Origin of the sequence: Citrobacter sp. R-1.5.2, from assembly GCF_035064245.1 — a bacterium.
Classification (GTDB): Bacteria; Pseudomonadota; Gammaproteobacteria; order Enterobacterales; family Enterobacteriaceae; genus Citrobacter.
Window position 1 is genome coordinate 233,337 of sequence record NZ_JASEYC010000003.1, and the last position, 26,658, is coordinate 259,994.

Annotated in this window: 24 protein-coding genes and 1 riboswitch; of the genes, 17 read left to right on the forward strand and 7 right to left on the reverse strand. The window is 54.3% G+C overall.

What is annotated here, in order from left to right:
- Positions 1-3 precede the first annotated feature (3 nt).
- A complete protein-coding gene (locus QMN38_RS08070; protein WP_323604808.1) occupies positions 4-2,265 on the forward strand; it encodes a hydratase in 2,262 nt (753 codons plus the stop codon).
- 99 nt (positions 2,266-2,364) lie between these two features.
- Here QMN38_RS08070 and QMN38_RS08075 read toward each other — a convergent pair whose 3' ends face one another.
- On the reverse strand, positions 2,365-3,648 hold the full coding sequence (locus QMN38_RS08075) for a putative acyl-CoA thioester hydrolase (RefSeq protein WP_323604809.1): 1,284 nt from the start codon (positions 3,646-3,648) through the stop codon (positions 2,365-2,367).
- 224 nt (positions 3,649-3,872) lie between these two features.
- Between QMN38_RS08075 and hutI the strand changes: the two genes are divergently transcribed.
- The 5 genes from hutI to hutH all read left to right on the forward strand — a co-directional run bounded on the left by hutI (position 3,873) and on the right by hutH (position 10,266).
- Positions 3,873-5,096: an imidazolonepropionase gene (gene hutI, locus QMN38_RS08080; RefSeq protein WP_318047763.1), complete on the forward strand. Its 1,224-nt coding sequence runs from the start codon at positions 3,873-3,875 to the stop codon at positions 5,094-5,096.
- On the forward strand, positions 5,093-6,034 hold the full coding sequence (gene hutG / locus QMN38_RS08085) for a formimidoylglutamase (protein WP_323604810.1): 942 nt from the start codon (positions 5,093-5,095) through the stop codon (positions 6,032-6,034). Before hutI ends, hutG begins: the two co-directional genes overlap by 4 nt.
- Positions 6,035-6,121: 87 nt before the next feature.
- A complete protein-coding gene (locus QMN38_RS08090) occupies positions 6,122-6,847 on the forward strand; it encodes a histidine utilization repressor (RefSeq protein WP_271441241.1) in 726 nt (241 codons plus the stop codon).
- A 211-nt stretch (positions 6,848-7,058) separates the two neighbouring features.
- Positions 7,059-8,744, forward strand: coding sequence for a urocanate hydratase (hutU, locus tag QMN38_RS08095; RefSeq protein ID WP_137384353.1), 1,686 nt, complete (start codon positions 7,059-7,061; stop codon positions 8,742-8,744).
- Position 8,745: 1 nt separating this feature from the next.
- A complete protein-coding gene (hutH, locus tag QMN38_RS08100; protein WP_271454205.1) occupies positions 8,746-10,266 on the forward strand; it encodes a histidine ammonia-lyase in 1,521 nt (506 codons plus the stop codon).
- Between the two features lie 90 nt (positions 10,267-10,356).
- Here the strand turns inward: hutH and QMN38_RS08105 are convergent, their stop codons facing one another.
- Positions 10,357-10,833: a kinase inhibitor gene (locus QMN38_RS08105; RefSeq protein ID WP_271449730.1), complete on the reverse strand. Its 477-nt coding sequence runs from the start codon at positions 10,831-10,833 to the stop codon at positions 10,357-10,359.
- Between the two features lie 57 nt (positions 10,834-10,890).
- Positions 10,891-12,180, reverse strand: a complete 1,290-nt coding sequence (bioA, locus tag QMN38_RS08110; protein ID WP_323604811.1) for an adenosylmethionine--8-amino-7-oxononanoate transaminase — start codon at positions 12,178-12,180, stop codon at positions 10,891-10,893.
- A gap of 76 nt (positions 12,181-12,256) precedes the next feature.
- On the opposite strand from bioA, the gene bioB reads away from it, so the two are divergent.
- Genes bioB through bioD form a run of 4 tightly spaced genes read left to right on the forward strand, consistent with a single transcriptional unit; the run spans position 12,257 to position 15,881 of the window.
- Positions 12,257-13,297, forward strand: a complete 1,041-nt coding sequence (bioB, locus tag QMN38_RS08115; RefSeq protein ID WP_271441246.1) for a biotin synthase BioB — start codon at positions 12,257-12,259, stop codon at positions 13,295-13,297.
- On the forward strand, positions 13,294-14,451 hold the full coding sequence (bioF, locus tag QMN38_RS08120) for an 8-amino-7-oxononanoate synthase (RefSeq protein WP_137384348.1): 1,158 nt from the start codon (positions 13,294-13,296) through the stop codon (positions 14,449-14,451). Before bioB ends, bioF begins: the two co-directional genes overlap by 4 nt.
- Positions 14,435-15,220 (forward strand): malonyl-ACP O-methyltransferase BioC, encoded by a 786-nt coding sequence (gene bioC / locus QMN38_RS08125; RefSeq protein ID WP_271441248.1) that lies wholly within the window; start codon positions 14,435-14,437, stop codon positions 15,218-15,220. Before bioF ends, bioC begins: the two co-directional genes overlap by 17 nt.
- Positions 15,183-15,881 (forward strand): dethiobiotin synthase, encoded by a 699-nt coding sequence (bioD, locus tag QMN38_RS08130; RefSeq protein WP_323604812.1) that lies wholly within the window; start codon positions 15,183-15,185, stop codon positions 15,879-15,881. Before bioC ends, bioD begins: the two co-directional genes overlap by 38 nt.
- Here the strand turns inward: bioD and QMN38_RS08135 are convergent.
- Positions 15,847-16,569, reverse strand: a complete 723-nt coding sequence (locus QMN38_RS08135; RefSeq protein ID WP_323604813.1) for an ABC transporter ATP-binding protein — start codon at positions 16,567-16,569, stop codon at positions 15,847-15,849. The two genes, bioD and QMN38_RS08135, sit on opposite strands and share 35 nt — an antisense overlap.
- A 768-nt stretch (positions 16,570-17,337) precedes the next feature.
- Here QMN38_RS08135 and uvrB point away from each other — a divergent pair.
- Positions 17,338-19,359, forward strand: a complete 2,022-nt coding sequence (uvrB, locus tag QMN38_RS08140) for an excinuclease ABC subunit UvrB (RefSeq protein WP_271441251.1) — start codon at positions 17,338-17,340, stop codon at positions 19,357-19,359.
- 332 nt (positions 19,360-19,691) lie between these two features.
- On the opposite strand, the gene yvcK is transcribed toward uvrB, so the two are convergent.
- Positions 19,692-20,600 (reverse strand): uridine diphosphate-N-acetylglucosamine-binding protein YvcK, encoded by a 909-nt coding sequence (yvcK, locus tag QMN38_RS08145; protein ID WP_101741867.1) that lies wholly within the window; start codon positions 20,598-20,600, stop codon positions 19,692-19,694.
- A 289-nt stretch (positions 20,601-20,889) separates the two neighbouring features.
- A riboswitch (molybdenum cofactor riboswitch) is annotated at positions 20,890-21,035 on the forward strand.
- On the opposite strand from yvcK, the gene moaA reads away from it, so the two are divergent.
- The 6 genes from moaA (at position 21,023) to QMN38_RS08175 (ending at position 24,470) form a co-directional block, all read left to right on the forward strand.
- Positions 21,023-22,012 carry a GTP 3',8-cyclase MoaA gene (gene moaA, locus QMN38_RS08150; RefSeq protein WP_115602345.1) on the forward strand — a complete coding sequence of 330 codons (990 nt, stop codon included), beginning with the start codon at positions 21,023-21,025 and terminating at the stop codon, positions 22,010-22,012. It overlaps the preceding riboswitch by 13 nt.
- Before the next feature lie 19 nt (positions 22,013-22,031).
- On the forward strand, positions 22,032-22,544 hold the full coding sequence (moaB, locus tag QMN38_RS08155) for a molybdenum cofactor biosynthesis protein B (RefSeq protein ID WP_115643677.1): 513 nt from the start codon (positions 22,032-22,034) through the stop codon (positions 22,542-22,544).
- Positions 22,545-22,546: 2 nt separating this feature from the next.
- On the forward strand, positions 22,547-23,032 hold the full coding sequence (moaC, locus tag QMN38_RS08160) for a cyclic pyranopterin monophosphate synthase MoaC (RefSeq protein WP_137384341.1): 486 nt from the start codon (positions 22,547-22,549) through the stop codon (positions 23,030-23,032).
- Complete coding sequence (gene moaD, locus QMN38_RS08165) at positions 23,025-23,270, forward strand: molybdopterin synthase sulfur carrier subunit (protein WP_137384340.1); 246 nt, start codon at positions 23,025-23,027, stop codon at positions 23,268-23,270. Before moaC ends, moaD begins: the two co-directional genes overlap by 8 nt.
- A 1-nt stretch (position 23,271) precedes the next feature.
- Positions 23,272-23,724 (forward strand): molybdopterin synthase catalytic subunit MoaE, encoded by a 453-nt coding sequence (gene moaE / locus QMN38_RS08170; RefSeq protein ID WP_271441256.1) that lies wholly within the window; start codon positions 23,272-23,274, stop codon positions 23,722-23,724.
- A gap of 41 nt (positions 23,725-23,765) precedes the next feature.
- Positions 23,766-24,470: a Bax inhibitor-1/YccA family protein gene (locus QMN38_RS08175; protein ID WP_323604814.1), complete on the forward strand. Its 705-nt coding sequence runs from the start codon at positions 23,766-23,768 to the stop codon at positions 24,468-24,470.
- A 144-nt stretch (positions 24,471-24,614) separates the two neighbouring features.
- Here the strand turns inward: QMN38_RS08175 and clsB are convergent, their stop codons facing one another.
- Positions 24,615-25,856, reverse strand: coding sequence for a cardiolipin synthase ClsB (clsB, locus tag QMN38_RS08180; RefSeq protein ID WP_323604815.1), 1,242 nt, complete (start codon positions 25,854-25,856; stop codon positions 24,615-24,617).
- Complete coding sequence (locus QMN38_RS08185; RefSeq protein WP_323604816.1) at positions 25,853-26,614, reverse strand: endonuclease/exonuclease/phosphatase family protein; 762 nt, start codon at positions 26,612-26,614, stop codon at positions 25,853-25,855. Before QMN38_RS08185 ends, clsB begins: the two co-directional genes overlap by 4 nt.
- Between the last annotated feature and the right edge of the window lie 44 nt (positions 26,615-26,658).

A 26,658-nucleotide genomic window follows, 5' to 3' on the forward strand; every position in this document is an offset into this window, starting at 1 on the left:
CAAATGATTACGTTGTATGAAAAAGGAGTTTATCTCTCCGATAATAATGAAATTGTCGCTGAGGAGTCTTTTCCTGGGCATATCTGCAAAGAGGACGCGAAAAAAGGAACCATCGCGTGGTCGATTCTCGCCGCGCATAATACGTCCGGTGATATGAATAAGCTTAAAATTAAGTTTGATTCATTAGCTTCACACGATATTACCTTTGTCGGTATTATTCAGACCGCAAAAGCCTCTGGCATGGAGCGGTTTCCGCTGCCGTATGTTCTGACTAACTGCCATAACTCATTATGTGCAGTAGGGGGAACTATTAACGGTGACGATCATATGTTTGGTCTGTCTGCGGCACAGCGTTACGGCGGAATCTTTGTGCCGCCACATATTGCTGTTATCCATCAATACATGCGTGAAATGATGGCAGGCGGCGGCAAAATGATCCTTGGCTCAGACAGTCATACTCGTTACGGCGCATTAGGCACGATGGCGGTAGGAGAAGGGGGCGGTGAGTTGGTCAAGCAGCTGTTAAACGACACCTGGGACATTGATTATCCAGGCGTTGTTGCGGTTTATCTGACCGGCAAGCCTGTTGCGGGCGTTGGCCCACAGGATGTGGCGTTAGCGATCATTGGCGCGGTATTTAAAAATGGCTACGTCAAAAACAAGGTCATGGAGTTTGTCGGCCCTGGTATTCGCCATCTCTCAACGGATTTTCGTAACAGCGTTGATGTGATGACCACCGAAACCACCTGTCTGAGCTCCGTCTGGCAAACGGATGACGAAACTCGCAGTTGGCTGGCATTACACGGTCGCGAACAAGACTATCGCCAGCTCAACCCGCAGCCGATGGCCTGGTACGATGGTTGTATTCATGTTGATTTGAGTGCGATTAAGCCGATGATTGCGCTGCCATTCCATCCAAGTAATGTCTATGAGATTGATACACTCAATGAGAATCTCACTGATATTCTCCGGGAGATTGAAGTTGAGTCTGCACGTATCGCGCAGGGTAAAGCCAGCCTCTCGTTGTTGGACAAGGTAGAAAATGGCCGCTTAAAAGTACAGCAGGGGATCATTGCCGGATGCTCGGGCGGCAACTATGAAAACGTGATTGCTGCGGCGCAGGCATTGCGCGGTCAATCCTGCGGTAATGATGCTTTCTCGCTGGCGGTCTACCCTTCGTCACAGCCGGTGTTTATGGATTTAGCGCAGAAAGGTGTCGTTACAAATTTACTGGGTGCGGGGGCCGTCATCAGAACCGCATTCTGCGGTCCATGCTTTGGCGCGGGCGATACGCCTATCAACAATGGTCTTAGCATCCGCCATACCACGCGTAACTTCCCTAACCGTGAAGGTTCGAAACCGGGCAATGGGCAAATGTCCGCCGTTGCACTGATGGATGCGCGTTCGATAGCGGCGACGGCGGCCAGTGGAGGATACCTCACCGCCGCGACCGAACTGGACTGCTGGGATAAGGTGCCGGACTATGCGTTTAATCCTGCGCCTTATCAAAGCCGCGTTTATCAGGGGTATGTCAAAGGGGCCACGCAGCAGCCGTTAATTTATGGCCCGAATATCAAAGACTGGCCGGAAATGGGGGTGCTTACGCATAATATTCTGCTGAAAGTGGCCTCAAAGATCCTGGATGAGGTGACGACGACGGATGAGCTGATACCGTCCGGAGAAACCTCTTCATATCGCTCTAACCCTTTGGGACTGGCGGAATTTACCCTTTCCCGCCGCGATCCCGGGTATGTGGCGAGAAGTAAAGCCACTGCTGAGCTGGAAAAAAGGCGCCTCGCAGGTGATGTCAGTGAACTGGCGCCAGTCTTCGAACGCATCCGACAGATTGCTGGTCACGAAAATGTGCAACCGCTGGACACTGAGATTGGCAGCATGATTTATGCCGTGAAGCCTGGAGATGGTTCTGCACGCGAGCAGGCGGCAAGCTGTCAGCGAGTGATTGGCGGTTTGGCGAATATCGCCCAGGAATATGCCACTAAGCGTTACCGCTCCAATGTGATCAACTGGGGTATGTTGCCGCTCCAAATGGCAGAGCAACCCTCATTTGAGGTCGGGGACTACATCTACATTCCTGGTATCCGCCACGCGTTGGATCAATGCAGTAGCACGATCAAAGCGTACATCCTTCATGATGATGGTGCGGTGAGTGAAATCAGTTTGTATATGGAAAGTCTGACCGCAGAAGAGCGTGAAATTATTAAGGCAGGGAGTTTGATTAACTTTAATAAAGCGCGTTTGGCGTAAAGCGACATGTAGGCCGGGTGAGGCGGTTGTCTCCGCCCTCCGGCATATTGCCCGGTGGCGCTCCAATGCGCTTACCGGGCGTACGAAAGGGAATGACGTTTACTGCTTAGGTACTGCAACCACTTTGCTGCCAATACCGCGGTTGTTGTACTCCCACATGCGGTTGAAGTTGGTGTCGTTCAGGTTGCGCTGAATTTCACCTTTGTCATCTTCCGCACCGGTGTTCCCGGCAAACGGACGTTTTGAGATAACGCTGTCAGCCCAGGGTTTTGCCATGTTAAAGCCTTCGTTGATCACGCTGTCGCGAATAACCACCTGACCGTTAGTGTTGGAATCGACATCCAGCGAGCGGCCCAACTGCGCGACGCCATCGCCTGCTGCGGTAAAGCGGCTATTGGTGGCGAGGAAACCGTAGTAAATATTCGACAGGGTTGCTGGCGCAAATACGTAGGCTTCCTGCTGGGTGCGGGAGTTTACTACGCGGAAATCGGTGTTATCGAACACTACAGCACCGCGACCAGAAACCATATCCACATCGCCTTCAATGTAGCTGTTCGTTACCAGCGTACGCGGCTGACGATCGTTTTCCAGACGGTTTTGCACGCCGCTATTGGTTACGAAGAAGGTGTTCTGACGTCCCAGAATATTGACCTTGTCGATCTGCACTTTATCGCCATCGGTACGCAGTGCGACGGCCGGGTGGTTACCCGCATCAACGCTGTCACCGAGGTTATTTTCGATGGTCAGGTTCTGCAACTGCAGACCATTGTTTTGCGACCAGACAACCGCAGAACACATCACGCCGATGTTTGTGCCACGCTTATTCTGGCAATTATCATACATATACCACGCAGGTTTACCCGGCATATATTTTCCGCCAGGGTTCACCGTACGACGCCAGTCTGCGGTACTCATTTCGCCATCAATCGCCTGGCCAATTTTCACATCAAGCGGTTTTTCGCCCATGCCGTAGAGCGTCAGGCTTCCTGTCGCGGCCGGAATATAGACCGTGCCCTGATACTCGCCAGGCATGATGGCGATGTACTGACGCTTATTGGTGCGTTTGATGATTGCCGCATCAACTGCCGCCTGAATACTGGTATGGGTAACGCCTTGAGTTCCTGCTGGGCCAACGACAAAGTCAGGCTGGGCGGGCAGGGAAATAGCGGAAGGACTCCATGGCGCAGTGTTTGGCGTCAGAGCTGAAAAATAATGTGCAGCGACAAAATTTTTCGCTTCATTTGCCGACAGAATCGGGCGCATAGACGTTCCTGGCGCGGTCTGATCGGAAGGACGTTGATCGGGCGGTGTAGAGCTACAGGCTGTCAGCGTCACGCCAAAAGCCATTGCCAGCGCCAGACGGGAAACTGATGAAATGTTCACAGGTTGCTCCGGGCTTTGAAAGTTATCCATTGAAGCCTGCTTTTTTATACTAAGTTGAGCGAAACGGGAAGGTGAAAAGGTAAAAAGTTGTTTTTTATAGCAGCAATGTCGGGTGTAGAGAGTCCTTATATCACAATTAGATAACAATTTTGGTCCTTCAGGTTGACAACATCCACAGGATGCAAAATAAATGTCTATACAACCTATGACAAGTGGTGAGTCGAATGCAGCAATTTTTCCCTGATGATGCTATCTGGCGTAATGTCCGCCTGGCGACCATGGATCCTGAACGTGATACTCCGTATGGGCTGGTGGATGGCCATGCGCTGATCGTCCGTCAGGGTAAGATTCGGGACATTGTGCCTGAGTCGTCGTTATACCTTACACACGATAATACCCTTGATATGCAAGGACGATTGATTACGCCGGGTCTGATTGATTGCCATACGCATCTGGTGTTTGGGGGGAATCGCGCAGGTGAATGGGAACAGCGGCTAAACGGCGTTTCCTACCAACAGATCAGTGCTCAGGGAGGCGGTATTAATGCCACCGTGTCGGCGACCCGTAGCGCCACGGATGAACAACTTCTTCATATAGCGCATCAGCGAATGGAGCGGCTAATAAAAGAAGGTGTTACGTTGCTGGAAATCAAATCGGGCTACGGCCTGGATTTGACGACAGAAGAGAAAATTTTACGCGTCGTGGCTGCGCTGGCGGCAGAAAACACCGTCGAAATAAGCCCAACGCTGTTAGCTGCACATGCCACACCGGCGCAGTATCGCGATGATCCCGATAGCTATATTACGCTGGTGTGCGAGACGATTTTGCCGCAGTTGTGGGAACAGGGTTTGTTTGAAACCGTAGACCTGTTCTGTGAAACCGTGGGCTTTACGCTGGCGCAGAGCGAACGCGTATTTCAGGCCGCGCAGGCGTTGGGCATCCCGGTTAAAGGTCATGTCGAACAACTGTCATTACTGGGCGGGGCGCAACTGGTTAGCCGCTACCACGGATTATCAGCCGATCACATTGAATATCTGGATGAAGCGGGCGTAGCGGCGATGAGCCAAAACGGTACGGTCGGTGTGCTATTGCCCGGCGCTTTTTATTTCCTCAAAGAGAAACAGCGTCCGCCAGTCGAGTTACTACGTCAGTATCAGGTTCCGATGGCGGTGGCGACCGACTACAACCCAGGCACCAGCCCGTTTATTAGCCTGCACTGGGCGATGAATATGGCCTGTGTACAGTTTGGCTTAACGCCGGAAGAGGCATGGGCGGGCGTAACCCGTCATGCGGCCCGGGCGCTGGGGCGCCATGCCACTCACGGACAACTGAAAGCCGGGTTTGTGGCCGATTTTGTGGTGTGGGATGCCGAACTCCCGGTAGAGATCCTCTATGAGCCAGGGCGTAACCCGCTCTACCAACGTGTATTTAAAGGACAACCAGCATGACTAACTGGCAACCTGCTTCTCCTGCGCTCTGGCAGGGGCGTGATGACCGCGCCGAGTCGCCGACTGCGCTACGCCTGTTTCAGACCATTTCGCTTAGCCCGGCATTTACACCGGAAATGTACTCTGAGCAGATAGCACTGCTTGGTTTTGCCTGTGATGAAGGCGTTAAACGTAATCAGGGACGCACGGGAGCCGCCGGCGCACCGGACGCGCTGCGTAAAGCACTGGCCAATTTAGCCAGTCACGCGGGCCATCAACGGCTGGTCGATTTGGGAAACATTGTGGCCCAGGCACCCGACCTTGAAGGTGCTCAGCAGGCGCTGCGTACAGCGGTGCAGCGTTGCCTGCAGGCGGATATGCGTACCTTCGTGTTGGGCGGGGGACACGAAACGGCATTTGCGCATGGTGCAGGAGTGTTGGATGCATTCCCGCAGGCAAAAGTGGGGATCGTCAACCTCGATGCACACCTGGATCTACGCTACGCCGAACAACCCACATCCGGTACGCCGTTTCGTCAACTGGCGCACCTCTGTGAGCAACAGCAGCGTGAATTTCATTACGCCTGCGTGGGCGTCAGTCGGGCTGCGAATACCCAGGCTTTGTGGGATGAGGCGCAACGGCTGGGGGTCATCGTGGTGGAAGATCTGCACTGTCATACGGCTCAGACTCAGCTGGCGCAATTTGTTGCAAACATGGATGTCATCTATCTGACTATCGATCTTGACGTATTACCGGTATGGGAAATGCCGGCCGTATCCGCGCCTGCCGCGTTGGGGGTCCCGCTGGCGACGTTGTTGGGGCTCATTGAACCCCTTTGTCGCAGCGGTAAATTACAGGCGGTGGATATGGTTGAGTTTAACCCGCGTTTTGATGATGATGGCAGGGCGGCGCGCGTTGCGGCACGATTGGGTTGGCAAATTGCGCACTGGTGGCACTGATATGCCTAAGGGAATTGCGCTTATCAGGTCCGGGTTATACCTGTAAACTGCACTTATTAAAATTCTCAGCTTAAGGAAGGCTAACGAATGCACCGAACCCGCCCCCAAACTGCTCCGGCTCCTTTTTACGAAAAGGTCAAAATGGAGATCAGTGAGAAGATTTCCAGCGGTATTTGGCAACCTCACGATCGTATCCCATCGGAGGCGGAACTGGTGGCGCAGTATGGCTTTAGCCGTATGACGATCAACCGGGCGCTACGTGAGCTAACGGATGAAGGATTGCTGGTGCGTTTGCAAGGGGTGGGAACATTTGTCGCCGAACCTAAAGGTCAATCCGCGCTGTTCGAAATTCGCAGCATCGCGGATGAAATTAATGCGCGCCAGCATCAGCATCGATGTGAGGTCCTGACGCTGGAAAGAACCCGGGCAAATGCTCAGCAAGCCACGGCGTTAAACGTCAAAGAAGGCACCCCCATTTTTCACTCCATCATGGTGCACTATGAGAACGAGCTGCCGGTGCAGATTGAAGATCGCTGCGTGAATGCGGAGATTGTGCCGGAGTATCTGTTGCAGGATTACAGCCAGACCACGCCGCATGCTTACCTGTCACTCATCGCCCCTTTGACGGAAGGGGAACATATTGTCGAAGCGGTACGCGCCAGCGCGGAAGAGTGTGCGCTGTTGCATATCAAGGAGCACGATCCCTGCCTGTTGATCCGCCGGAAGACCTGGTCGGCGTCTTCTATTGTCTCTCATGCCCGCTTACTTTTCCCTGGTTCCCGCTATCGTCTGCAAGGGCGATTTATGTCCTGAAAATCGTGATTGCTGCCGCAGTATGGCAAAAATGTAGCTCAGTTGTTAATCTCGATCTTGCGCCTGATTGTATAGACAAGTATATACTTTTAGCTAATGTGATCGTTAATCGTAGGCCTGATAAGACGCGTTAGCGTCGCCATCAGGCGCTGTGCCGGATGGCGGCATACACGCCTGATCCGGCCTACATTCAGCCTGAGGAGTTTTTGTCATGTCTCACAGCAAGTATCGTCAGCAGGATGTGCGTGCCCCACGCGGCACTACCTTAACGGCCAAAAGCTGGCTGACCGAAGCGCCGCTGCGCATGTTAATGAACAATCTGGATCCTGATGTGGCGGAAAACCCGCATGAGTTGGTGGTGTACGGTGGGATTGGCCGTGCAGCGCGTGACTGGGAATGCTATGACGCCATCGTCAAGGCACTGACCGAACTGGAATCTGATGAAACTCTGCTGGTTCAGTCCGGGAAACCGGTCGGCGTGTTCAAAACTCATGACAATGCGCCGCGTGTGTTGATTGCCAACTCCAACCTGGTGCCGCACTGGGCTACCTGGGAACACTTCAACGAACTGGACGCCAAAGGTCTGGCGATGTATGGCCAGATGACTGCGGGGAGCTGGATCTACATCGGCAGTCAGGGCATCGTACAGGGCACTTATGAAACCTTCGTTGAGGCCGGACGTCAGCATTATCAGGGTAACCTGAGTGGACGCTGGGTTCTGACCGCCGGGCTGGGCGGCATGGGCGGTGCGCAACCGCTCGCAGCTACGCTTGCGGGCGCGTGTTCTCTGAATATTGAATGTCAGCAAAGCCGCATTGATTTCCGCCTGCGTACCCGTTACGTGGATGAGCAGGCCACCTCACTGGACGACGCTTTGGCGCGTATCGACAAATACACCCGCGAAGGTAAAGCGGTGTCCATTGCATTGTGCGCGAACGCAGCCGACATTGTACCGGAACTGGTTAAGCGCGGCGTACGCCCGGATATGGTCACTGACCAGACCAGCGCCCATGACCCACTGCACGGTTATCTGCCGTCCGGCTGGAGTTGGGAAGAGTATCAGGCGAAAGCGGTATCCGATCCGCAAGGTACGGTACAGGCGGCAAAACGTTCAATGGCGACGCATGTTGAGGCGATGCTAGCGTTTAGCAAAATGGGTGTACCGACGTTTGATTACGGCAATAACATTCGCCAGATGGCCAAAGAGATGGGGGTGGAAAACGCCTTTGATTTCCCAGGGTTTGTGCCTGCTTATATTCGTCCGTTGTTCTGCCGCGGCATTGGTCCGTTCCGCTGGGTAGCGCTTTCCGGCGATCCGCAGGATATTTATAAAACCGATGCCAAAGTGAAAGAGATCGTGGCTGATGATAAGCATCTGCATCACTGGCTGGACATGGCACGTGAGCGGATCAACTTCCAGGGCTTACCGGCACGTATCTGTTGGGTTGGTCTGGAATGGCGACAAAAGCTGGGCCTGGCATTTAACGAGATGGTGCGCAGCGGTGAAGTATCTGCGCCGATTGTTATCGGCCGTGACCATCTGGATTCAGGCTCTGTTGCCAGCCCGAACCGCGAAACCGAAGCGATGCGCGACGGTTCTGACGCGGTATCCGACTGGCCGTTGCTTAATGCGCTGCTTAATACCGCCAGTGGTGCGACCTGGGTATCACTGCACCACGGTGGTGGCGTTGGAATGGGGTTCTCCCAACATGCCGGCATGGTGATTGTTTGTGATGGCTCTGATGAAGCTGCTGCACGTATTGCCCGGGTATTACATAACGATCCGGCGACAGGTGTCATGCGCCATGCCGATGCCGGGTATGACATTGCAGTGGAATGTGCCGTCGAAGAAGGGCTGAATTTGCCGATGATTGCCGCCACGCAGGGGAAACGCTGATATGAACACAATTACCTTAACGCCTGGCCACCTTAGCTTTGCGCAGTTGCGCGATATCTGGCAACAGCCGGTTCAACTGAGCCTCGATGCCAGTGCGATTGACGCAATTAATGCCAGCGTCGCCTGCGTCAATAGCATTGTCGCGGAAGGCCGCACGGCGTATGGCATTAATACCGGGTTTGGGCTGCTGGCTCAGACACGTATCGCGACTGACGATCTGCAAAATTTACAGCGCTCGCTGGTATTGTCTCATGCAGCAGGTGTAGGCGAAGCGTTAGATGATGCGATGGTGCGCCTGATTATGGTGCTGAAAATTAACAGCCTGGCGCGTGGTTTTTCCGGTATTCGCCTGAACGTCATTGAAGCGCTGATTGCGCTGGTCAACGCCGGGGTGTACCCGCTCATTCCGGCGAAAGGATCGGTGGGGGCATCGGGCGACCTGGCTCCGCTGGCGCATATGTCCCTGACACTGTTGGGAGAAGGCAAGGCGCGCTGGCAGGGAGAATGGCTCCCGGCGGCAGACGCGCTGAAGAAGGCCGGGCTGGAGCCGATTACTCTGGAAGCGAAGGAAGGGTTGGCGCTGCTGAATGGCACCCAGGCTTCCACCGCCTTTGCATTACGTGGGTTGATTGAGGCGCAGGAGCTGTTTGCTTCCGCGACGGTGTGCGGGGCGCTGACCACCGAAGCGGTATTAGGCTCGCGTCGTCCATTTGATGCCCGTATTCATGCGGCACGAGGACAGCGTGGACAAATTGATGCCGCGACGCTGTATCGCCATGTGCTGACCGATTCCAGCGCACTTTCACAGTCGCATCACAACTGTGAAAAAGTGCAGGACCCCTATTCTCTGCGCTGCCAGCCTCAGGTCATGGGAGCCTGTCTGACACAAATGCGCCAGGTCATGGAGGTGTTGCTGGTGGAGGCCAACGCCGTTTCGGACAACCCGCTGGTGTTTGCCGAAGAAGGTGATGTTATTTCTGGTGGTAACTTCCATGCTGAACCGGTGGCAATGGCAGCGGATAATCTGGCGCTGGCGATTGCCGAAATCGGGGCGTTATCCGAGCGACGTATTGCGTTGATGATGGATAAACATATGTCGCAACTGCCGCCTTTCCTGGTGAAAAATGGCGGGGTTAACTCCGGCTTTATGATTGCTCAGGTGACTGCAGCTGCGCTGGCGAGCGAGAATAAAGCCCTCGCGCACCCACACAGCGTGGATAGTTTACCCACGTCAGCAAATCAGGAAGATCATGTCTCAATGGCACCTGCAGCAGGTCGTAGACTGTGGGAGATGGCGGCGAATACGCGTGGCGTGATTGCTGTGGAGTGGCTGGCGGCTTGTCAGGGGATTGATCTACGTGAAGGATTAACCTCAAGTCCGCTACTGGAGCAGGCGCGCCAGACGCTGCGTGAGCAGGTTGCGCACTATACGCAGGACCGTTTTTTCGCCCCGGATATTGAATGTGCGACCGAACTGTTAGCGCAGGGTGCGTTGTTAAAATTGTTGCCTGAGTTTCTGTAATACCCTGCCGGATGCGCTGACGCTTATCCGGCCTACAAAACCAGGAAACCCGTAGGCCGGATGAGGCGAAGCCGATATCCGGCGCTGCGTTTAACTAAACATCGCAGTAATCGATGCGCTGGCGAGCGAATGAAAATGGACGTTAAATCCGACCATCGCGCCGCTGGCGCTCTCATCGACATCAATCCGTTCCACATCCAGCGCGTGAACCGTAAATATATAGCGATGGGTTTCGCCTTTCGGTGGTGCCGCACCGCCATAGCCCGCTTTGCCGAAATCTGTTCGGGTTTGAATGACTCCATCCGGCAGGGCAACCCGTCCGGAGCCATACCCTTGCGGTAGTGCGCGGGTATCAGCCGGCAGATTGACCACTACCCAATGCCACCAGCCGGAGCCGGTAGGCGCATCAGGATCATAGCAGGTCACGACAAAGCTTTTAGCTCCGGCGGGCACATCATCCCATGCCAGATGTGGCGAAAGATTATCCCCGTCGTACCCCATGCCGTTAAAGACATGGCGATGTGGTAGCTTTTCCCCATCGCGCAGATCGTTGCTGATTAATTTCATGCTGACTCCTCTCGTTAGCCAAAAAGTGTAGCCAGAAACTGCAGAGCTTACCGCTGATTAATCGCTAAAAAATGTTGCCTGGCGCACAGCCTCATTGACGGCCTGCGTCAGGCGGCGCAACTGCTCGGGCTGAATAATGTACGGCGGCATCAGATAGATCAGCTTGCCAAACGGTCGTACCCACACGCCCTGTTCGACAAAGAACTTCTGTAATGCGGCCATATTCACCGGACGCGTAGTTTCAATGACGCCAATAGCGCCAAGCACGCGCACGTCGGCGACATAGTCGGAATCCGCTGCGGGGGTGAGTTCTTCACGCAACTGCGTTTCAATGGCCGCGACCTGTGAGCGCCACTCGCCGGTGTTGAGCAGCGACAGGCTGGCCGAGGCGACGGCGCAGGCCAGCGGATTACCCATAAAGGTCGGGCCGTGCATAAAGCAGCCAGCATCACCGTTGCTGATGGTTTCTGCGACCAGGCGGGTGGTCAGGGTCGCGGAAAGGGTCATCGTGCCGCCCGTTAACGCTTTGCCGAGGCACAAAATATCCGGTGTAATACCAGCATGTTCACAGGCAAACAGTTTACCTGTACGACCAAATCCGGTGGCGATTTCATCGGCAATCAACAGGATACCTTCACGGTCACACATCTTACGAATACGCTTCAGCCATTCGGGATGATACATGCGCATACCGCCAGCGCCTTGCACAATAGGCTCAAGGATCACCGCTGCTATCTCGTGGCGATGCGCGGCCATCAGGCGGGCGAACGGTACCATATCCAGTTCGTCCCACTCGCCGCCCATGCGGCTTTGCGGGGCGGGCGCAAACAGGTTTTCTGGCAGATAACCCTTCCACAGGCTGTGCATTGAGTTGTCGGGATCGCAGACCGACATGGCGCCGAAGGTGTCACCGTGATAGCCGTTACGAAACGTCAGGAAACGCTGACGCGCTTCGCCTTTTGCCTGCCAGTATTGCAGCGCCATTTTCATTGCCACTTCGACGGCAACCGAACCTGAATCCGCGAGAAAAACGCACTCCAGCGCCTTGGGTGTCATGTCCACCAACTGGCGACACAATGTAATGGCCGGGGCATGGGTAATACCGCCAAACATCACATGCGACATGGCATCAATCTGCGTTTTCATCGCGGCGTTCAACTGCGGGTGATTGTAGCCATGGATCGCCGCCCACCAGGATGACATGCCGTCAATCAGTCTCTCACCGCTGGCTAAAATCAGTTCGCAACCTTCGGCGCGAGCCACCGGGTAAACCGGCAAAGGAGAGGTCATCGAGGTGTATGGATGCCAGATATGGCGTTGGTCAAAAGCAAGATCGTCCGTTGTCATAATCGACTTGTAAACCAAATTAAAAAGATTTAGGTTTACGAGTCTACACCAAACTTACAACGAAACGTATATCAATATGGCTCACACTTCTCGCTGGACAATGTCGCAAGTCACCGAATTATTTGAAAAACCGCTGCTGGATCTGCTGTTTGAAGCGCAACAGGTGCACCGTCAGCATTTTGATCCGCGGCAGGTACAGGTGAGTACGCTGCTGTCGATTAAAACCGGTGCTTGTCCGGAAGATTGCAAATACTGCCCGCAAAGTTCACGCTATAAAACCGGTCTGGAAACCGAGCGCCTGATGGAAGTTGAGCAGGTTCTGGATTCCGCGCGTAAGGCGAAACAGGCCGGTTCAACGCGATTTTGCATGGGGGCGGCGTGGAAGAATCCGCATGAGCGCGATATGCCTTACCTGGAACAGATGGTCCAGGGCGTAAAAGAACTGGGGCTGGAAGCCTGCATGACGCTGGGCACGCTCAATGAAACGCAGGCTCAGCGTCTGGCCAGTGCGGGTCTGGACTACTACAACCACAACCTCGACACCTCGCCGGAGTTCTACGGCAATATCATCACCACCCGTTCCTACCAGGAGCGACTTGATACGCTGGACAAAGTGCGCGAGGCGGGGATTAAAGTCTGCTCTGGCGGTATCGTGGGGTTAGGTGAAACGGTTACCGATCGCGCTGGTTTATTGCTGCAGTTAGCGAATTTGCCAACACCGCCGGAAAGCGTGCCGATCAACATGCTGGTGAAAGTAAAAGGCACGCCGCTGGCAGATAACGACGATGTCGATGCGTTTGATTTTATTCGCACTATCGCTGTGGCCCGCATCATGATGCCAACGTCATACGTGCGTCTTTCTGCCGGGCGTGAGCAGATGAACGAACAGACTCAGGCAATGTGTTTTATGGCCGGGGCCAACTCGATTTTCTACGGCTGCAAGCTGCTGACTACACCCAACCCGAACGAAGACAAAGATCTGCTTTTATTCCGCAAGCTCGGTCTGAATCCGCAACAAACGGCGGTGCTGGCGGGGGATAACGAACAGCAGCAACGTCTGGAGCAGGCGTTGCGTACCCCGGATACAGACGACTACTACAACGCGGCAACCGTATGACCTGGCAGCAAAAAATTGACGATGCGCTAACGGCGCGTCGTTGTGCTGATGCCCTGCGTCGCCGTTATGCGGTGACGCAGGGGGCAGGGCGCTGGTTGTTGGCCGAGGGGCGTCAGTATCTGAATTTTTCCAGTAACGATTATCTGGGGTTAAGTCACCATCCGCAGATAGTCTGTGCCTGGCAGCAGGGGGCTGAACGTTTTGGCGTCGGTAGCGGAGGGTCAGGCCATGTTAGCGGCTATTCCATCGCGCATCAGGCGCTCGAAGACGAACTGGCGCAATGGCTGGGTTATTCACGAGCATTGCTGTTCATCTCCGGCTTTGCTGCCAACCAGGCGGTGATCGCCGCGTTGATGGGAAAAGAGGATCGGATTGTCGCCGACCGCCTCAGCCATGCGTCGTTGCTGGAAGCGGCCAGCCTGAGTCCCGCCGTGTTACGCCGTTTTACCCATAACGACCCGCAACATCTGGCTCGTCTGCTGTCTGCCCCCTGTCCGGGGCAGCAGTTAGTAGTTACCGAAGGCGTGTTCAGCATGGATGGCGATAGCGCACCGCTGGCGGATATCCATGCCGCAGCGCAACGCCAGGCGGCCTGGTTGCTGGTGGATGATGCGCACGGTATCGGCGTGTGTGGTGAGGAAGGGCGCGGCTCGTGCTCCCGACAGCAGGTCAAACCTGAACTGCTGGTGGTGACATTTGGTAAGGGATTTGGCGTCAGCGGTGCGGCAATACTGTGTTCTGACAGCGTGGCTGATTATCTGCTGCAGTTTGCCCGTCATCTGATTTACAGCACCAGCATGCCGCCAGCGCAGGCGCAGGCATTGCGTGCCGCGCTGGCAGTGATCCGCAGTCGTGAGGGGGATGAACGCCGGGAAAAACTGGCGATGTTGATCCAACGTTTTCGTGCGGGCCTGGATACGCCGGATTTCACGCTGGCAAATTCAGACAGTGCCATCCAGCCATTGATCGTGGGCGATAACCATAAAGCGCTGCAACTGGCGGAGGCTTTACGCGCTCAGGGTTGTTGGGTGACCGCCATCCGGCCTCCTACTGTACCGGTCGGCACAGCCAGATTACGGCTGACGCTGACGCAGGCTCATGAATGCCAGGATATCGACCGTTTACTGGAGGTGCTGCATGGCGCAGGTCAATAAACAGGCCATTGCTGCCGCATTTGGACGCGCCGCTTCCCACTATGAACAACATGCCGGGCTACAGTGCCAAAGCGCCGATGCCTTGCTGACGCTGCTTGGTGAACGGGATTATGCACGGGTACTGGATGCGGGGTGCGGCCCTGGGCGCATGAGTCGCTACTGGCGTGAGCAGGGAAGCGAAGTCAGCGCACTGGATCTTTCTGAACAAATGCTGGCAGAGGCACAGCGGCAAAATGCCGCCCACCATTATCTGCTGGCGGATATTGAAGCCATCCCACAAAACACCGCCACCTTTGACCTGGCCTGGAGCAATCTGGCGGTTCAGTGGTGCGATAATTTACGCGGGGCGCTAAACGAGCTTTGCCGGGTTGTGCGTCCCGGAGGCACGGTGGCGTTTAGTACGTTGGCACATGGATCGATGCCGGAATTACGTCGGGCGTGGCAAGCGGTAGATGACCGGGAGCACACCAACCGTTTCTTGCCCGTGGAGCAACTTGAAAAGGCGCTGCATGGCTGGGACGTCGAGTATCAGCTTCATACGGTGACACTGTGGTTTGACGACGCGCTGAGCGCCATGCGCTCGCTCAAAGGGATCGGTGCGACGCATCTCCATGATGGACGCGAACAGCGCGTACTGACCCGTTCACAACTGCAGCAGTTACAGTTAGCCTGGCCCTCCGTGCAGGGAAAATACCCGCTGACGTATCAACTTTTTTTAGGAGTAATTCAACGTGACCAGAACGTATTTTGTCACCGGGACGGACACTGAGGTCGGTAAAACAATTGCCAGCTGTGCGCTACTGCAGGCAGCGGGACAATTGGGTTATCGAACGGTCGGCTATAAGCCCGTCGCCTCTGGGAGTGAAATGACGGCAGATGGTCTGCGAAACTCTGATGCCCTTGCCCTGCAGCGCAACAGCGCTGTGGCAGTGAACTATACGGCAATCAATCCCTATACCTTTGCCGAACCCACGTCACCGCATATCATCAGCGCTGATGAAGGGCGACCGATTCTGGCTTCAGTGATGTCTGCGGGTTTACAGGCGCTGCAAATGCAGGCCGACTGGGTGCTGGTGGAGGGCGCTGGCGGTTGGTTTACGCCGCTTTCACCCACGCTGAGTTTTTCTGACTGGGTACAGACGGAACAACTGCCGGTTATTCTGGTGGTTGGCGTCAAGCTTGGCTGCATCAACCATGCCATTCTGACTGCGCAAGCGGTACAACAGGCTGGGTTGACGCTGGCGGGGTGGGTCGCCAATGATGTGACTCCGCCAGGGAAACGCCATGCTGAATATATGGCAACGCTGAAACGCGCGATTCCGGCCCCGCTGCTGGGGGAAATCCCCTGGCTGGAAGACGAGCCAGAACGCGCAACGACAGGGCACTATCTTGACCTTAGCGTTTTGCCTCTGGCACCATCCAGGCGTTAAGAAACGGGTCGTTGAACTGCGTCAGTTGTCCCTGGGCCACATTGCGTCCGCGATGTAACAGGCAATAGCAATCAGCGACCCGACGAATAAACGGCAGGCTTTGCTCTGCGAGCATAATCGCGATGCCCAACTCCTGGCTTAGCCTCACAATCAGGTTCCCCAGCTTGTGGATATACGCCTGGCCCGTGCCTCGCGTAGGCTCATCAAGGATCAGCAGGCGTGGGCGTGTAACCAGTGCGCTGGCGAGTGCGAGTTGGTGCTGATCATCCTCTGATAAGACGCCCCCTTTGGCCTGACGCAGACTGTACAACTGTGGGAAGAGGCGGTATATATCGCTGCTGTTCATCGTTTCGCTTTCTTCAACCGCCTGACGCGCAATATGCAGATTTTCCTCGACTGTCAGCTGCGAAAAAATTCGTCTCTCTTGTGAAACGGCGTTAATACCCAGTGCAATGCGATTTGCCGCCGGGATCGGACTCAGATCGCACGGTGGCGCGCCTGCCTGATGCCAGACCATCGTACCGCTTTCGATAGGCAAATTGCCGATGATGCAATTGGCCAGCGTCGTTTTCCCCATCCCTGGAAGTCCCAGCACGCCGGTACACTTGCCGGGCTGCAGGTCGAGATCCACATTCCATAGCGTGTGCTGGTTGCCGTAATAGTGATTCACTGCGCGAAGACTCAACATCGATTTTCTCCATCATGAAGTTATTCGCCCGACAGGCCGGGAAGCAGAAGAAAATTGCAAATCTCTTGCCAGAAAAGGGAAATACGCGAAAAACAGCGGGATAGCGTGATCCACCGGCAGCGATGTCTGGATTTTAACGATCCGGGTTAATTTTGCGCACACTGCCAGTGCCTGGTCGCGTCGGGATGGTGCAGGCAGGTAAATGGTGAAAATGCGAGCAAGATCTCGACCGTCTCCAGGGCTTCGTTGGCTGATAAATATAAAAAAATGCCGATAATTTTTTTTTATCCCACCCGAAAAGGGCAAGTCGGTGTTTTTGCCAGGCGGCAGTCAGCACGGGCTGGAGGCAGTTATCCACTATTCCTGTGGATAACCTTGTGTATTAGAGTTAGAAAACACAATGTAAGCGAGAGAAGACGCGGCCTGCGACTAAATTGATGCGAAAGACGGCTTGAGAGAATAGTCATTGAAATACAGAATGTTAGATAAAAGCAATGGCTGTCACAGAAGCGTCATGCGTTGCCATAAAACTTTCATCTGCCGTCTTGACAAATGTTAAAAAAGTCATTGGTTTGGGGATAACACATTTTTGCTGGTGTTTTATCTCGCCAGTGCCAAAATTTTAGCCTGCTATGACGGGCTTTCTGATGGCGTAACAGAAATATTCTGGTGCGTTACTGTTTTTTCATCCAGTATATTTTACTGGCAAAATATACTGCTGCGAGTAAAATTACACACCTGCCCGCCCATTGCTTCAGGTAGCTGCTCATGAGTAAACCGTTCAAACTGAATTCCGCTTTTAAACCCTCTGGCGATCAGCCTGAGGCGATTCGTCGCCTGGAAGAAGGGCTGGAGGATGGTCTGGCGCATCAGACGCTGCTCGGGGTGACGGGGTCGGGGAAGACATTCACTATCGCCAACGTGATTGCGGACTTACAGCGTCCGACGATGGTGCTGGCCCCTAACAAGACCCTCGCAGCCCAGTTGTACGGCGAGATGAAAGAGTTCTTCCCGGATAACGCGGTGGAATATTTCGTTTCCTACTACGACTATTATCAGCCGGAAGCTTATGTCCCGAGCTCTGATACTTTTATCGAGAAAGATGCGTCGGTAAACGAACACATTGAACAGATGCGTTTGTCGGCGACCAAAGCCCTGCTTGAACGGCGGGATGTGGTGGTTGTGGCCTCGGTTTCCGCGATCTACGGTCTGGGCGATCCGGATCTGTATCTGAAGATGATGTTGCACCTGACGGTGGGGATGATTATCGACCAGCGCGCGATCCTGCGCCGGCTTGCTGAGCTGCAATACACGCGTAACGATCAGGCATTCCAGCGCGGGACGTTCCGTGTGCGTGGTGAGGTGATCGACATCTTTCCGGCCGAATCTGACGATATCGCACTGCGCGTCGAGTTGTTTGATGAAGAAGTTGAGCGCTTATCGCTGTTCGACCCGCTAACCGGGCAGGTTGAATCCACTATTTCGCGCTTCACCATTTACCCGAAAACTCACTACGTGACGCCGCGCGAACGTATTGTGCAGGCAATGGAAGAAATTAAAGTCGAGCTGGCGGAGCGCCGCAAAATCCTGCTGGCGAATAACAAGCTGGTGGAAGAACAGCGTTTAAGCCAGCGTACGCAGTTCGATCTGGAAATGATGAACGAGCTGGGTTACTGCTCGGGTATTGAAAACTATTCACGCTATCTGTCCGGACGCGGTCCGGGCGAGCCGCCGCCGACGCTGTTTGATTACCTGCCCGCCGATGGCCTGTTGGTGGTGGATGAATCCCACGTTACGATTCCGCAAATTGGTGGGATGTACCGCGGCGACCGGGCACGAAAAGAGACGCTGGTTGAATATGGATTCCGTCTGCCGTCGGCGCTGGATAACCGTCCGCTGAAGTTTGAAGAGTTCGAGGCGCTGGCACCGCAAACCATTTATGTTTCAGCGACGCCGGGCAATTATGAGCTGGAGAAATCCGGTGATGATGTGGTCGATCAGGTGGTGCGACCCACCGGGCTGCTGGACCCGGTCATTGAAGTTCGTCCGGTCGCGACGCAGGTTGATGACCTGCTGTCTGAGATCCGCATTCGCGCGGCGATTAACGAACGCGTGCTGGTGACGACACTCACGAAACGGATGGCGGAGGATCTCACCGAATATCTCGAAGAACACGGCGAGCGGGTACGCTATTTGCACTCCGACATTGATACCGTCGAACGCATGGAAATCATTCGTGATTTGCGCCTGGGCGAGTTTGACGTGCTGGTGGGTATCAACCTGTTACGAGAAGGTCTGGACATGCCAGAGGTCTCTCTGGTGGCGATTCTGGATGCAGACAAAGAAGGGTTCCTGCGTTCGGAACGATCGCTTATCCAGACCATCGGTCGAGCCGCGCGTAACATCAACGGTAAAGCGATTCTCTACGGCGATAAAATTACCGCATCGATGGCGAAGGCCATTGGTGAAACCGAACGTCGTCGCGAGAAGCAGCAACTGTATAACGAAGAGCACGGTATTACGCCACAGGGGCTGAACAAGAAAGTCGTTGATATCCTGGCGTTGGGTCAGAATATTGCGAAGACCAAAGCGAAAGGTAAAGGGAAGTCGCGTGCTGGGGCGAAATCCGAGGTGGTTGAGCTGGATATGACGCCGAAAGCGTTGCAGCAGAAGATTCACGAGTTAGAAGGTCAGATGATGCAGCATGCGCAGAACCTTGAGTTCGAAGAGGCCGCGCAGATCCGTGACCAGTTGCATCAGTTGCGCGAGTTGTTTATCGCGGCATCGTAAGTGTGTGCCGGATGCGGGATAAACCCCTTATCCGGCCTACATGCGCACCTGTAGGCCTTATGCGCGGCGTATCAGATAGCGGATGGCGGTGCAGCGCGTTTTGTAGGCCTGATAAGCGCAGCGCATCAGGCAGCGTTTGGTGCCGGATGGCAGAGCAGCGCGTTTTTGTATGCCGAATAAGCGCAGCGCATCAGACGGCGTTTGGTGCCCGATGGCAGTGCAGCGCGTTTTGTAGGCCTGATAAGCGCAGCGCATCAGACAGCGTTTGGTGCCCGATGGCAGTGCAGCGCGTTTTGTAGGCCTGATAAGCGCAGCGCATCAGGCAAAGACGTTCACCCTAACGCCTGCACCGCTTTCTCCAGCGCGCTATGCAGCAACTGACGGTCATGACGATAGGGGATATCGCTGGCTTCCAGTTCATCCTGAATCACAATGCGGTCGGTCACGGCCGAAACATCGACTTTTGGCCCCACAATCACCGCATCAATCACTTTCTTACCAACATATTGCTCAATGATAGCCAGCTTATCGGCAAGGGTCAGGCTGGCGGCAGGCAGGCTAAGTTCGCGTCCCAGATTGCCGATATAAACCATTGGCGCCGGTGTGCGACGTAATGCCTGCGCCATTTCGTCAAGCAGTAATAGCGGCATCAGGCTGGTATAAAAACTCCCCGGTCCTATCAGGATCAGATCCGCTTCCGCGATGGTTTCAATCGCCTCTCGCGTGGCGGGAACTTTAGGTGAGAGCATTAATTCTTGCGGCAGGGTAGTGAGCTGGTCGATATTGACTTCGCCATACACTTCATGTCCCTGATCGTCGAGCGCCATCAGGTCCACCGGCAGTTCTGACATGGGAATTAAATGTGCATCAACTTTTAGCAGGCTGCGAATTAAATTGATGGCTTCCAGAGGCCGCACGCTGAGGTGATCGAGCGCCTTTAACATCAGATTTCCGAGGTTATGACCGGAAAGTTCGCCATTACCGCCAAAACGGTACTCAAACATCGCCGATGCAACGCTTGGTTGGGTAATTAATTGGTTAAGGCAGTTCCGCATGTCTCCCCAGGCAATACCGCCTTCTGAACGGCGAATTCGCCCCGTGGAACCGCCGTTATCGGTGGTCGTGACGATGCCCGTCAGGCGTGAACCTAAAGAGGAAAGTGACGACAGAACGCGTCCTAATCCATGCCCTCCGCCGAGAGCGACAACGCGATCCAGATCTGCCAGCGTACGAGTGCGCATAGTTATTCCTGATATCAATTGATCGGCGCTACAGTAACGTAAATAGCGTGTTTTCAGCAATTATCCAGTCGCCATCGGCAGAAAATAATTTTCTGCGATCTACCCCTTTCTGACGACATCCACCTGATAGCAAGATGATGTATATCAATGCAAAACCATGGCTTTTGCTTATTCTGTAGCGAAATTGCACGATCATGTCGCTATATACATATTTATACAGCGAAAGTGTACATGGCAAAAGTGTCATTTACACGCTAGTATCGGCATAACCACAATGTACTCGAAGCATGACGAGTATAAACACTCTAGCCTCTGCACCTGGGTCAAACGATACGGTGCTTTGGCCGTGACGATACGTGAATACGATTGTCACCAGGGCGCAGGAAGAAATGACTTCGCCTCCCGTATTTGGAAAGGTGTACATGGGCTCTCAACTTACCGATGCATTCGCGCGTAAGTTTTACTACTTGCGTTTGTCGATTACCGATGTGTGTAACTTTCGTTGCACCTACTGTCTGCCAGATGGCTATAAGCCAGGTGGTGTGACTAATAACGGCTTTTTGACCGTTGATGAAATTCGCCGCGTCACACGTGCGTTCGCCAGTCTGGGAACGGAAAAGGTGCGTCTGACAGGTGGCGAACCGTCACTGCGTCGCGATTTTACCGACATTATTGCTGCCGTACGTGAAAACGACGCGATTCGTCAGATTGCGGTAACCACCAATGGTTATCGTCTGGCGCGCGATGCTGCTGCATGGCGCGATGCCGGGTTGACGGCACTTAACGTCAGCGTCGACAGCCTCGATGCCCGTCAGTTTCACGCCATTACCGGGCAGGATAAGTTTCAGCAGGTGATGGCGGGGATTGACGCCGCCTTCGATGCCGGTTTTGAAAAAGTGAAAGTCAACACCGTGCTGATGCGCGATGTAAACCATCATCAACTGGACACCTTCCTGGCCTGGGTTCAACCGCGGCCAATTCAGCTACGTTTTATTGAACTGATGGAAACGGGTGAGGGCAGTTCTCTCTTCCGCAAACACCATATCTCCGGGCAGGTACTGCGCGATGAACTGCTTAAGCGCGGCTGGATCCACCAGTTACGCCAGCGCAGCGACGGTCCGGCTCAGGTTTTCTGCCATCCTGATTATGCCGGTGAAATTGGTCTGATCATGCCTTATGAGAAAGACTTCTGCGCCACCTGCAATCGCCTGCGTGTTTCATCCGTCGGCAAACTTCATCTGTGTTTATTTGGTGAAGGCGGGGTGAACTTGCGTGATTTGCTGACCGACGACGCCCAGCAGGCTGCGCTTGAAGAACGTATCTCTGCCGCGTTGCTGGAGAAAAAGCAGACCCATTTCCTGCATCAGAACAATACCGGTATTACGCAAAACTTATCTTACATTGGCGGCTGATCGCTAAAAGGAGTTTCTCATGAGTCAGGTAAGCGCTGAATTTATCCCGACACGCATTGCTATTCTTACCGTTTCCAACCGTCGTGGCGAAGAAGATGACACTTCCGGCCATTATCTGCGTGATTCGGCGCAAGAAGCGGGTCATCAGATTGTTGATAAGGCGATTGTCAAAGAGAACCGCTATGCGATTCGCGCTCAGGTTTCTGCGTGGATTGCCAGTGACGATGTGCAAGTCGTGCTCATTACTGGCGGTACCGGTTTAACCGAAGGCGATCAAGCACCGGAAGCGCTGCTGCCGCTGTTTGACAGAGAAGTCGAAGGCTTCGGCGAAGTATTTCGCATGCTCTCCTTTGAGGAGATTGGTACGGCGACGCTGCAGTCTCGTGCGGTTGCCGGGGTGGCAAATAAGACGCTGATTTTCGCCATGCCGGGGTCGACCAAAGCGTGTCGTACCGCCTGGGAAAATATTATTGCGCCGCAGCTCGATGCCCGTACACGTCCGTGTAACTTCCACCCACATTTGAAGAAATAAGTATGTCGCAATTAACCCATATTAATGCCGCTGGTGAAGCGCACATGGTGGATGTTTCTGCCAAAGCAGAGACGGTACGCGAGGCGCGAGCTGAAGCATTCGTGACCATGCGCAGTGAAACGCTGGCGATGATTATTGATGGCAGCCATCATAAAGGTGATGTTTTCGCTACGGCCCGCATTGCGGGTATTCAGGCGGCTAAACGCACGTGGGATCTGATCCCGCTGTGCCATCCGCTGATGCTCAGCAAGGTTGAAGTCAATCTGCAGGCCGAACCGGAACACAACCGTGTCCGCATCGAAACGCTATGTCGGCTGACGGGAAAAACCGGTGTTGAAATGGAAGCATTAACGGCGGCTTCCGTAGCGGCGTTGACCATTTACGACATGTGCAAAGCAGTACAAAAGGATATGGTGATTGGTCCGGTACGTCTGCTGGCAAAAAGCGGCGGCAAGTCGGGGGATTTTAAGGTGGATGCACATGATTAAGGTTCTTTTCTTTGCCCAGGTGCGAGAATTGGTCAACACCGATGCGCTAGAGGTGACGGCTGAGTTTCCAACGGTAGAAGCACTGCGCCAGCATCTGGCGGGCAAAAGCGATCGTTGGGCACTGGCGCTGGAAGATGGCAAGCTGCTGGCGGCGGTAAACCAGACGCTGGTTAGCTTTGATCATCCTCTCAGGGCGGGTGATGAAGTGGCTTTCTTCCCGCCAGTGACCGGAGGCTAAAATGGCTGAAACGCGAATTGTTGTTGGGCATGCACCATTCAGCGTCGGTGACGAATACCCCTGGCTTGCCGAGCGCGATGAAGACGGCGCAGTGGTCACCTTCACCGGTAAAGTCCGCAATCATAATCTGGGTGACAGCGTGCAGGCATTGACGCTGGAACACTATCCGGGGATGACTGAAAAAGCGCTGGCGGAAATCGTCGACGAAGCGCGTACGCGCTGGCCGCTGGGCCGGGTAACGGTGATCCATCGCATTGGCGAACTGTGGCCGGGCGATGAAATTGTTTTTGTCGGTGTGACCAGCGCACACCGTAGTAGCGCGTTTGATGCCGGGCAGTTCATTATGGATTACCTGAAAACGCGCGCGCCGTTCTGGAAACGCGAAGCCACGCCAGAAGGTGAACGTTGGGTCGACGCCCGCGACAGCGATAAGCAAGCAGCAAAACGCTGGTAGAGTACAATTGGTTTAGGCACATACTGACTCAGGAGATTGTCATGGACCGATTCCCACGATCCGATTCTATTGTGCAGGCCCGTTCCGGCCTGCAAACCTACATGGCGCAGGTCTACGGCTGGATGACCTGTGGGTTGTTACTGACGGCGTTTATTGCATGGTATGCGGCGAATACGCCTGCGGTGATGATGTTTGTCTTTTCCAGCAAAATTACCTTCTTTGGGCTGATCATTGCACAACTGGTGCTGGTATTTGTCCTGTCGGGAATGGTGCAAAAGCTCAGTGCCGGAATGGCAACGACGCTGTTTATGCTCTATTCGGCGTTAACCGGGCTGACGCTATCGAGTATTTTTATCGTTTATACCTACTCGTCTATCGCCAGCACCTTCGTGGTCACCGGCGGGATGTTCGGTATCATGAGCCTGTACGGATACACCACTAAACGTGATCTCAGCGGCTTGGGTAACATGCTGTTTATGGCGTTAATTGGTATCGTTCTGGCCTCGTTGGTTAACTTCTGGCTGAAGAGCGAAGCGCTGATGTGGGCGGTGACCTACATTGGGGTGATCGTGTTTGTCGGCCTGACGGCCTACGATACGCAAAAGCTGAAAAACATCGGTGAGCAGATCGACTTGCGTGATAGTTCGAATCTGCGCAAGTATGCGATCCTCGGCGCGTTAACGCTGTATCTGGACTTCATCAACCTGTTCCTGATGTTGCTGCGTATCTTCGGCAATCGTCGATAATGCTTGTCGCCGGATGGCGCTGCGCCTGTCCGGCCTTGAAAGTAGGCCGGATAAGGCGTTAAGACGCATCCGGCACTAAAGTCATGATGATTTAGCCATCGCCTCCTCGTTTGATACCCGCAACTTTTTCACCCGACGTCGCCATCAGTTTTTTCCTCCTGCATCCCCGGTTTGAATGCGATCTTGTGTTTCGAGCGCAGGTTGTGCCGGCGGCTCCACTTCAGTCAGGCGTGGAGTGTGTGCCGGTAGCCAACCGACCAGTGCCGGGAAGTGGCGTAAAAAGTGAAATGCCAATACGCTTTTGGTCAGGTTCCACCAGGTTCGTTTTGGCAGCATTGATTCGTCAACCCGCTTGCAGTCCTGCGCAATAATAGGGTTCAGGTTGTCGCGCAGTATCTGATTAAAAGCACGGTCATGAATAATGAGATTGGCTTCCAGATTCAGCGACAGACTGAGCGGGTCAAGATTGCTGGAGCCGACGGTAGCCCAGTGATCGTCCATCAGCGCCACTTTGCCATGCAGCGGCTTGCGGTGATATTCATAGACGTGGACGCCCCCTTTGACCAGATAGTTATACAGCAGCCGGGCACCCACTTTCACAATGGGTATATCAGGCTCGCCCTGAACGATGAGTTTTACCCGTACGCCGCGTCGCGCCGCTTTACGTAGTGCATGCAATAGACGATAACCGGGGAAGAAATAGGCATTGGCAATAATCACTTCCCGCTTTGCCTGCGCGAGCATTTTCAAATAATGGCGTTCAATATCATCGCGATGTTCCTCGTTATCACGCCAGATGAACAGCACCTGCGCTTCACCGGGGCGATGATTTTCGACGGCCCGGTGATGCCGCCGCCACCAGCGGCGTACGGCGCTTTGTCCCGGCAGGCTCTCCAGCACGAAGGTAAGAATATCGACCACAATCGGGCCTTCAACACGCACAGCGTAATCTTGCTTGGCTTCCGGCCCGTAGTCAGACATGTGTTCGGCGGAGTAATTAATGCCGCCGACGAAGGCGATGCGATCGTCAATGACCACAATTTTGCGATGCATCCGGCGAAACAGATTGGTGCGCATCCCGAACAGACGTGGGCGCGGATCGTAATAACGGAAAACAATACCCGCCGCGGTTAACTCTTCGACAAAGCGATCGCTGAGATCTGGTGAGCCATAGCCGTCCAGCAACACCTCTGCGGCGATCCCGCGGTGCGCGGCAGCGAGCAGCGCGGCATGTAGCTGTTTTCCTACCGCATCTTCAAACCAGATAAAGGTCTCCAGAATGATTTTTTGCTCCGCGTGTTCAATCGCGTGAAATACGGCGGGATAGTACTGATCGCCGTTTTCCAGTAGCTGAATTTGATTGCCTTCACGCCAGCCTGTTTTCATACACAAATCTCCGCGCTCAGGGGGGCATGATCGGACAAATGTCGCCAGTGTCGCAGCGCCAGCGCGGTTGGCATACTGGCGTTAGCATTTTTTACATAGATCCTGTCGAGGCGCAGTAGAGGACATCGCACCGGGAACGTTCGTGCCGGGCGACCGTGAGCGCGAGTAAAAATCTCGTCAAGACCGGACTGGCTCTTTAACGGATAATTTGCCTGTTGTCGCCAGTCGTTAAAATCGCCAGCAACTACCACGGGTTCCGTGTCGGGCAGGGCATTGACCCAATTTGTCAGCATGCTGAGCTGTGCCTGGCGATGGGCCTCACGCAAACCGAGGTGGACGCACATCACATGAATCGGACGGGAAAGCATCGGCGGCACAATGCGGCAGTAAAGCACACCACGCTTTTCACTCGTGCCAACGGATACATCACGGTTTTCATAATGTTCAATGGGGTAACGCGATAGCACGGCGTTGCCGTGATGTCCTTGTGGATACACGGCATTGCGCCCGTAGGCGAAATCGCTCCACATGCTGTCGGCCATAAACTCATAGTGGCTGGTATCCGGCCAGTTTTCTATCTGCAGTGCGTGTACGTCGTGAGCGCCCAGCACTTCCTGCAGGCACACAATATCTGCGCCAACTGCCCTGACGGCATCCCGCAGCTCGGGCAAAATAAAGCGTCTGTTAAAGGCGGTGAAACCCTTGTGAGTATTAATGGTGAGCACATTGAATGAAAATCGGTCTGCGGATTCGCTCATGATTCTCCCGTTGGCGTCACTTTCCTGACTCTCTCCGTCATCCT

Coding starts and splice junctions, on each gene's coding strand:
- QMN38_RS08070 (WP_323604808.1), top strand. CDS start 4: ATGATTACGTTGTATGAAAAAGGAGTTTATCTCTCCGATAATAATGAA.
- hutI (WP_318047763.1), top strand. CDS start 3,873: ATGCAGCAATTTTTCCCTGATGATGCTATCTGGCGTAATGTCCGCCTG.
- hutG (WP_323604810.1), top strand. CDS start 5,093: ATGACTAACTGGCAACCTGCTTCTCCTGCGCTCTGGCAGGGGCGTGAT.
- QMN38_RS08090 (WP_271441241.1), top strand. CDS start 6,122: ATGCACCGAACCCGCCCCCAAACTGCTCCGGCTCCTTTTTACGAAAAG.
- hutU (WP_137384353.1), top strand. CDS start 7,059: ATGTCTCACAGCAAGTATCGTCAGCAGGATGTGCGTGCCCCACGCGGC.
- hutH (WP_271454205.1), top strand. CDS start 8,746: ATGAACACAATTACCTTAACGCCTGGCCACCTTAGCTTTGCGCAGTTG.
- QMN38_RS08105 (WP_271449730.1), bottom strand. CDS start 10,833: ATGAAATTAATCAGCAACGATCTGCGCGATGGGGAAAAGCTACCACAT.
- bioA (WP_323604811.1), bottom strand. CDS start 12,180: ATGACAACGGACGATCTTGCTTTTGACCAACGCCATATCTGGCATCCA.
- bioB (WP_271441246.1), top strand. CDS start 12,257: ATGGCTCACACTTCTCGCTGGACAATGTCGCAAGTCACCGAATTATTT.
- bioF (WP_137384348.1), top strand. CDS start 13,294: ATGACCTGGCAGCAAAAAATTGACGATGCGCTAACGGCGCGTCGTTGT.
- bioC (WP_271441248.1), top strand. CDS start 14,435: ATGGCGCAGGTCAATAAACAGGCCATTGCTGCCGCATTTGGACGCGCC.
- QMN38_RS08135 (WP_323604813.1), bottom strand. CDS start 16,569: ATGTTGAGTCTTCGCGCAGTGAATCACTATTACGGCAACCAGCACACG.
- uvrB (WP_271441251.1), top strand. CDS start 17,338: ATGAGTAAACCGTTCAAACTGAATTCCGCTTTTAAACCCTCTGGCGAT.
- yvcK (WP_101741867.1), bottom strand. CDS start 20,600: ATGCGCACTCGTACGCTGGCAGATCTGGATCGCGTTGTCGCTCTCGGC.
- moaA (WP_115602345.1), top strand. CDS start 21,023: ATGGGCTCTCAACTTACCGATGCATTCGCGCGTAAGTTTTACTACTTG.
- moaB (WP_115643677.1), top strand. CDS start 22,032: ATGAGTCAGGTAAGCGCTGAATTTATCCCGACACGCATTGCTATTCTT.
- moaC (WP_137384341.1), top strand. CDS start 22,547: ATGTCGCAATTAACCCATATTAATGCCGCTGGTGAAGCGCACATGGTG.
- moaD (WP_137384340.1), top strand. CDS start 23,025: ATGATTAAGGTTCTTTTCTTTGCCCAGGTGCGAGAATTGGTCAACACC.
- moaE (WP_271441256.1), top strand. CDS start 23,272: ATGGCTGAAACGCGAATTGTTGTTGGGCATGCACCATTCAGCGTCGGT.
- QMN38_RS08175 (WP_323604814.1), top strand. CDS start 23,766: ATGGACCGATTCCCACGATCCGATTCTATTGTGCAGGCCCGTTCCGGC.
- clsB (WP_323604815.1), bottom strand. CDS start 25,856: ATGAAAACAGGCTGGCGTGAAGGCAATCAAATTCAGCTACTGGAAAAC.
- QMN38_RS08185 (WP_323604816.1), bottom strand. CDS start 26,614: ATGAGCGAATCCGCAGACCGATTTTCATTCAATGTGCTCACCATTAAT.